This window comes from Vibrio sp. 10N.286.46.A8, assembly GCF_041470165.1.
GTDB classification, from domain to species: Bacteria; Pseudomonadota; Gammaproteobacteria; order Enterobacterales; family Vibrionaceae; genus Vibrio; species Vibrio tasmaniensis_A.
The window spans coordinates 1-7477 of sequence record NZ_JBFRLX010000203.1 but is presented as its reverse complement, the minus strand read 5'-3'; the positions used below and the strand labels follow the sequence as shown (position 1 = coordinate 7477).

Here is a 7477-nt window from a genome sequence, read left to right as displayed (position 1 = left end):
CCTGTTGGTTGGTGTTCAAGCTTCAATAAGGCTTGTACAGCAACGTCAGCTTCACTTGAATCAATATGGCAGGTGATCGACTCGCCTTCTTTCCATTTTTTGACCAGATAGTTCCATTTCCAACCACATTCCAAGTTTTCAAGTTGCTGATATTTCATGTCTAATCTCGAGAGTTAATCCTAGTGACAGCGTAACCCAAAATAGGCTATTTAACAATTGTTGTCTTGAAAGAATAGACCAAGATCATACTTATATTAGCTTAGTGATTAGTAACTACAACATAGAGCTACAAGCGAGATCGGTTTTTCTATATACTCCCTACCTCATTATCATAATCAGAAACTTAAATGACTCTAGTAGATTGGCGACATGTTACGCCTCAGTACGACGAATATAGCGCTCAATTAGAGCAATTCCCTGACATCTCGCCTTTCCCATTTTCAGACATTCAACATAGATTCAACGATGCGTTAACCCGCTTTGTCCGCTTGTCCAACCTTTCGCGTGTTTTACTTGTCAACGCTCCGGACAATTCGATCTATCGTCAAATGATTGTTGAATCTTTAGTTACTGCTCTAGATGATCACACGTTACCAGTAATAAAAACTGAGTCTTTAAATGCTGTCTCTTTGTTTGACCAAGTTCAATCAAAAGACGGCCAAGTCGTTGCGACAAAGCCTGGCTTACTGGCTAGAGCGAACAATGGTTATCTGATTGTTTCAGCCAACTTGATTCTAGCAAACCCGGGAAGCTGGTTACTGCTTAAGTCTGCACTTCTTGGTGAGGCCGTAGAGCCCATCAGTAGCAACCCAGAACACTTAAACCAATCTCCATCTTTACCGCTTACCTACAATATTAAGTTGATTGTGGTTGGAGACCGAGCTCAACTCGGCGATCTTGATTATCTAGACAGTGATATTCAAACTGGTTTCTGCCTATTCAGTGAAATTGAACAAGACATAAAGCTAACAGAAGAGACGTTGACTCAATATCTTGGTTACCTTAAATGGCTCCAACAACGTTATGAACTGCCAAACATCACGCAACAGGCGGTGACAGGCATTCTTACTGCTGGAGCAAGAGAAACTGAAGACCAAAGCTATATACCGTTGTGCCCGATTTGGCACAATGCGTTATTGAACGAAGCTTTGATTGAAGCCGACCATGGTGAGATTGATGGTCACCATATTCAGCAAGCACAACAACACAAATACAACCGCGAATCGTACTTACCTGAACGTGCTCTTGATGATATTCGAGATGGCCAAGTTATTATCGAAACCGAGGGTGAACAAGTTGGACAAGTTAATGGTCTGACGGTTATCGATGTACCAGGACACCCTGTATCGTATGGTGAACCAGCCCGAATTTCATGTGTTATCCACTTTGGTGATGGTGATATTGCCGACGTTGAACGCAAAGCGGAACTCGGTGGTAACCTTCACGCCAAAGGTATGATGATCATGCAAGCATTTGTAAGCAGCGCGTTGAACCTTGAAGATCCGTTGCCCTATGCGGCTTCTGTTGTGTTTGAGCAATCATACTGCGAAGTTGATGGCGATAGTGCTTCTCTTGCTGAGCTTTGCTCTCTGGTCAGTGCTTTGTCGGAATACCCTATCAATCAACAAATAGCGGTAACCGGTGCTGTCGACCAATTCGGTCGTGTACAAGCAGTTGGTGGGCTAAACGAGAAAATCGAAGGCTTCTATCATGTGTGTAAACACAACGGGTTAACTGGCGAACAAGGTGTGATCCTTCCAAGATCTAACTTAAGACATCTTGCTCTGAAGCCAGACCTAATTGAAAGCATCAAAAACAAAGAATTCCATATTTGGTCTGTCTCTAATGTAGATGAAGCTATTCCTCTTATTATGAACAAACCATTTAGAGACGATGAACAAGAAAGCGTTCTGAGCAAAATTGCAGAACGTATTGAAAACTTTGAAAGACATGAGCACCCTATTGGAATTGTTGGACGCATTAAAAACTGGTTTGTCTAGTACTGATCGGACTTGTTTAGCGTACACCTGTTCACTAATATGCACCTATCAAAAATTGGAGTAATTGATAATGCAAAACAAACGTGATTCTTACACTCGCGAAGATCTTCTAGCATCAAGCCAAGGCGAACTATGGCCTGAAGGTCCTCAACTACCAGCACCGAACATGTTGATGATGGATCGCATCACTAAAATGTCTGAGACTGAAGGTGATTTCGGTAAAGGTTTGATTCTTGCTGAACTGGATATTACTCCTGACCTATGGTTCTTCGACTGTCACTTCCCTGGTGACCCAGTAATGCCTGGTTGTCTAGGACTTGATGCAATGTGGCAGCTTGTTGGCTTCTACCTTGGTTGGGTTGGCGGCAAAGGTAAAGGCCGTGCTTTAGGTGTAGGCGAAGTGAAATTCACTGGCCAAATCCTACCTACTGCGAAAAAAGTGACTTACGAAATCCACATGAAGCGTGTTGTTAACCGTCGCCTAGTTATGGGCCTTGCAGATGGTCGCGTACTTGTTGATGGCAAAGAGATTTATGTTGCTAAAGATTTGAAAGTTGGCCTTTTCCAAGATACGTCAGCATTCTAATCTAATCATTTAATTAGAGTAACGCAGTTAGATTTTAATAAAGCAGCCATTGGCTGCTTTATTTTCACTCCAATATATTTAGTTATAGTGCACTAGAGTGTACTGATTAAACAAACTTTCTTATTCCGAAACTGTACTGTATTAGTCCACCAGCAACTGTGTATTCCACTACAAGTATCAGTATCAGTATCAGTATCAGTATCAGCTTAAAGTGTTAGCTCTCTGCGCCATTACATTTATTTTATCTAACTTATATGCCCACTCAGAAACTAACAAGGCTCCAACTGCTGTACCCAGCAATGGAGCCTTGATCTTTGAATATGTTCCGCCCTATCTACTTATAGAGACCTGATTGCTTATCACCTTTGGCGTCACGCCAACCACCTAACCAATAAGACCGAGAATCCATTTGGCTATATGGGCAAGCTTCTTGTGACCTACCGTTTATACCAGCTTTGTAGCCTTGAGATTGTGCTCGTTCTAGTCGATCACGCTTTTGTCTCTTCATAGTGCAGTCCTCATACGGGTGTTCTATTTACTAACATACAATGATTACAACTTTGCGGAGTTTTTGTGACTCCAACTTTAAGAATCGACCAGTTTTTCACTTTTCTCAAGGCGAAAAAAAGCCCGAATTCAGAATTGTGAACTCGGGCTCAAGAGATGAAATTATTTAAATTTTCTACGGAACCCTAATAAGCCGAGTACAGTCAAAGCGAACCAACCTAAGCTACCGCCTTTACGATCGACCTTTGCTGTATCAGTACTACGAGCTTGGATATCGCTCTTACCTTTACCTTCGATAGGAATCAATTTAACCGCAACAACCTTTTCAACCGCATTAGACGCAGCACCGCCACAGTATGAGTTGTGAGACGTTGTATCGTATGGTGTAGGTGTGTCGCCAACAACACATTTGATAGCAGTCGCAGAGATAACACCCGCATCGTTGATGCCTGAAGCATCAATGATTCGGAACTTGTTGTTCTCTCCAGCAACGTTGCCGTCGTTAGTTAGATCATCTAGAAACCAAGCTTTGTTCTGAAACAGATCAATTCTTGATGGGTCAGTACCCGTTGCTTGATATGGATAAATAAAGCCGCGGTGTCTACGCTCACTTCCATCAACTTCACGCGTTGTTTCTGCGTCAACTTGACCAACAATTTCATTGAAGTTGTTAACTGCTCTAGCTTCACCACTCGAACCAGCAAAGAAGATACCACCCGTTAGGTATGTCGCTGTTGGAGTCGCAACTGAAGCATCAGTAACAACAAACATCTTGCTGCCTGCGCTACCATTTTCAGGCACTCGACCATTACGCTTAGAGTTACCAATAACAAACAAGTTTTTGTTGATATCGGTCGCTACAGAGTTACTGTATTTGTAATCATTAGACGAGTTAGAGTTGACCTTAGCCCCCTCAATTGATTTGGTCGTCCAAGTATTCGTGCTGTCAGCTAAGTCCAAAGATTTACTGATGAATACAGATGCATTCATATCTTGCAGGTCACCACTACCATCAACAGTATTGTAGCCTACGCCATAAAACTTAGTATTCGATTCGGCAATTGAACGCATGCTACCTTGAGCATAGTAATCGCCTTGTCTAGCAGTTCCACCACGAGTCCAATCGATTGACTTGGTATTCGTTCCATCCCAAATAGCAGCTTTTGAACTAAACACAGGATCCGGCGTTGACGTGTCCGTAATGGTTTCACTAGTAGACACACTACCTACATTGTAAACAGTACCATTACTCGCCGTGATAGCTTTCCATGCACGAGTCTCAGAAGATCCTGCAGGCTTGGCTGTCGTTGTAAATATTGCATTGTTTCGGATGGTTCCCTCAGACTTAACACCGAGTGGGTTGGCATCTTTATCTAGAGAGTTGATCACTGTATTGCGAGTATCGAGTATTGCCCCGCCTTCTATAAATGCTTTTGCATTTACATAACTCAGGTTGTTTCTTTCCTTAAACCAAGTATCTTCCCAGCGAGTTTTCGCCCAGCTTTCACATGTGGAATATCTTAGTTCACGGTTACAATAGTTTTTGAAGTCATCGAACTCTTGTAAATATTGGAAGACAGCATCCATAGCAAAAGGAACTTCTTCACGGTAACTAATAGCTTCAAGCGAATTGCGAGTTTCACCTGCTAGCTTAAAGCTATCACATGCGACACCACCGATAGTACCAGTGGTAAAACAACTTTCAGTTCCGGTAACCGCCGCTGGTTGAATCGCGACACCAAACGTTTCAGAAGCTCCGACAATTGAGCTAGGAGTCGCGACTTCAACTACCTTGTACAGTGCAGCATTCGCGTTAGTTGCAGCCAAAACTAAGGCTGCAACTGTTGTTAATTTAAATTTATTACAAGTCATGATTACTTCTTAACTTTCCTGTTGTAGTGCCTCGAGCTCTTCCCAGCGCTCAAAAGCAACTTCAAGCTCCTGCTCTGCTGCAGATAGCTTATCTAATACTGGTTGTGTCTGCTCTACAGATTTTGAAAAGAAGCTAGGATCGTTGACTTCTTCCTGAAGAGTTTCAATTTGAGTTTCCAATTCTTCCAAACGCAAAGGTAGCGCTTCTAGTTCTCGTTGTAGCTTATACGATAACTTCTTAGCTTTAGCCTTAACTGGCGCAGTTTTGGGAGTTTCCTCAACTACTTTCTCTGGCTTTGATGGCTTTTCAACCTGTCGGTACTCTATAGCCTGCTTTCTTTGTTGCTGAGCATCGTGGTAACCACCAACAAATTCTTCAACAACGCCGTTGCCTTCAAATATCCAACTTGTCATAACCGTGTTATCAACAAACTGTCGATCGTGGCTCACTAAAAGAAGCGTACCCTGATAGTTGGCAAGCAAATCTTCTAAAAGTTCCAAAGTTTCGATATCTAGATCGTTGGTTGGCTCATCGAGAATCAATAAGTTATTCGACTTAAGGAAAATACGAGCTAATAACAGACGGTTTTTCTCACCACCAGACAGTGCCTTCACAGGAGTGCGAGCACGTTTAGGAGAGAACAAGAAATCTTGTAGGTAGCTCAGTGCATGGCGCTCACGGCCGCCTACTGTCACTTCTTGCTTACCATCCGCCAGATTGTCAATTACTGACTTCTCAGGGTCTAGAATTTCGCGATATTGGTCGAAGTAAGCCACTTCAAGTTTAGTACCACAATGCAGACGGCCAGAATCAGGCTTCAGCTGATCAAGAAGCAGTTTAAGTACGGTACTCTTACCACAGCCATTAGGGCCGATCAGAGCAATACGATCACCACGCATAATGTTGAAGCTGAAATCTTTAACAATCTCTTTGCCTTCAAAGCCAAAGTTAAGATTCTCTGCTTCGAATACAATCTTGCCTGAACGTTGGCCATCATCGATCTGAATAACCGCTTTACCCTGCACTTCACGACGATTGATGCGCTCTTCACGCAACTTCTTAAGTGCACGTACACGGCCTTCGTTACGCGTTCGACGAGCTTTAATGCCCTGACGAATCCACACTTCTTCTTGAGCAAGCTTTTTATCGAATTCAGCGTTCTGCATCTCTTCGACACGTAACGCTTCTTCTTTCTCTAGCAAGTAGTTTTCGTAATCGCCAGGGAACGAGCTCAGCTTGCCGCGATCAAGATCGACAATGCGAGTTGCCATTGATTTGATGAAAGCACGGTCATGCGAGATAAAGATGATTGAACCACGGAAGTCTTTCAGGAAGCCTTCTAACCATTCAATTGTCGCAACATCTAGGTGGTTAGTCGGTTCGTCGAGTAGAAGCACGTCTGGGTCACATACAAGCGCACGAGCAAGCGCCGCTTTACGTTGCCAACCACCAGACAAATCCGTCAGTTTTGTTTCAGCAGTGAGTTTAAGCGCCGCCATTACGTTACTTACGCGATCTTCGAAGCGCCATGCGTTGGCATGATCCAACTGCTCTTGCACACGAGTAAGACGATTTAAGTTCTTTTCGCTAGGATCAGTACCAATGAGATCCAAAAGATCATGATAGATCTTCAGCTGTTGGCCGATTTCCGCTAGGCCACCAGCAACGTAATCATAAACGGTGCCTTCTTCGTTACGCGGTGGATCTTGCTCAAGGCGAGATACAACCACATCTTGTGTGATTTGCATCTTACCGTCGTCCATGATGATGTTCCCTGACAGGATTTTCATCAACGTAGACTTACCTGCGCCATTGCGCCCTACTAAACACACACGTTCGTTTTCTTGCAGTGCAAAGTCCGCACGATCTAATAACGGGTGATCGCCAAACGCTAATTGCCCGTTATGAATTGTAAGTAATGCCATTCTTTTTTAACCAATCATTAAGTTCTAACAAGCCAAATGGCCAGTTAAGCTCTGAGCTTTGAGAAAAGTCAGAGCTTTCAAATTTGAGCACCGGAATAGTGACCCCGTAACGGGAAAAGAGCTCATCATCAAATGCAATGTCAACAACGTTGACGTGATGGCTAATGTTTAACTGTTCCGTGAGTTTGAATGCCATCTCACATAGATGGCACCCTTCTGTACTGTAGAGAGTCAGCACGCTATATCCTTATACAATCTCTTAATTACTTATGTGTAATCAACCAGCAGTTATGAATGTGCTTGTTACGAGAGAAGTCCAATGGAAGCGTTTTAGCTGAGATGTTCTGAGCTTTGAGACCTAACTCTTCTAGGCCTTCTACATCCATTTTGAAGTGACGCTTGTTGTTAGAGAACACAATCGTGCCTTCTTCACGAAGAAGACGCTTAAGGTTTTCCATCAATTGAATGTGATCACGCTGAACATCAAAAGATTGATCCATACGCTTAGAGTTTGAGAACGTTGGGGGATCAATGAAGATCAGGTCGTAAGAACCCTGCTCTTTAACCAACCACTGTAAGCAGTCAG

At 43.2% G+C, this 7477-nt stretch carries 6 protein-coding genes and 2 pseudogenes; 2 read left to right on the top strand and 6 right to left on the bottom strand.

Annotated elements, in window-relative coordinates; all coding sequences use genetic code 11:
• Positions 1-158, bottom strand: a pseudogene (locus tag AB4232_RS18610) (Ter macrodomain-binding protein MatP); the annotation flags it as partial.
• A 189-nt stretch (positions 159-347) separates the two neighbouring features.
• On the opposite strand from AB4232_RS18610, the gene AB4232_RS18605 reads away from it, so the two are divergent.
• Together AB4232_RS18605 and fabA are read left to right on the top strand one after the other, a co-directional pair.
• Positions 348-2000, top strand: coding sequence for a Lon protease family protein (locus AB4232_RS18605; RefSeq protein WP_017099300.1), 1653 nt, complete (start codon positions 348-350; stop codon positions 1998-2000).
• A gap of 70 nt (positions 2001-2070) precedes the next feature.
• Positions 2071-2586: a bifunctional 3-hydroxydecanoyl-ACP dehydratase/trans-2-decenoyl-ACP isomerase gene (gene fabA / locus AB4232_RS18600; RefSeq protein ID WP_010440782.1), complete on the top strand. Its 516-nt coding sequence runs from the start codon at positions 2071-2073 to the stop codon at positions 2584-2586.
• Between the two features lie 334 nt (positions 2587-2920).
• On the opposite strand, the gene rmf is transcribed toward fabA, so the two are convergent.
• The 5 genes and pseudogenes from rmf to rlmL all read right to left on the bottom strand — a co-directional run.
• A complete protein-coding gene (gene rmf, locus AB4232_RS18595) occupies positions 2921-3094 on the bottom strand; it encodes a ribosome modulation factor (protein ID WP_009846667.1) in 174 nt (57 codons plus the stop codon).
• A 161-nt stretch (positions 3095-3255) separates the two neighbouring features.
• On the bottom strand, positions 3256-4965 hold the full coding sequence (locus AB4232_RS18590) for a DUF3466 family protein (protein ID WP_372087720.1): 1710 nt from the start codon (positions 4963-4965) through the stop codon (positions 3256-3258).
• Positions 4966-4974: 9 nt separating this feature from the next.
• A complete protein-coding gene (locus AB4232_RS18585; RefSeq protein ID WP_372087719.1) occupies positions 4975-6891 on the bottom strand; it encodes an ABC transporter ATP-binding protein in 1917 nt (638 codons plus the stop codon).
• The gene (locus AB4232_RS18580) at positions 6869-7129 is read right to left on the bottom strand and encodes a glutaredoxin family protein (protein WP_012603885.1); all 261 of its coding nucleotides are present in this window, start codon (positions 7127-7129) and stop codon (positions 6869-6871) included. Before AB4232_RS18580 ends, AB4232_RS18585 begins: the two co-directional genes overlap by 23 nt.
• Before the next feature lie 25 nt (positions 7130-7154).
• A pseudogene (gene rlmL, locus AB4232_RS18575) lies at positions 7155-7477 on the bottom strand (23S rRNA (guanine(2445)-N(2))/(guanine(2069)-N(7))-methyltransferase); the annotation flags it as partial.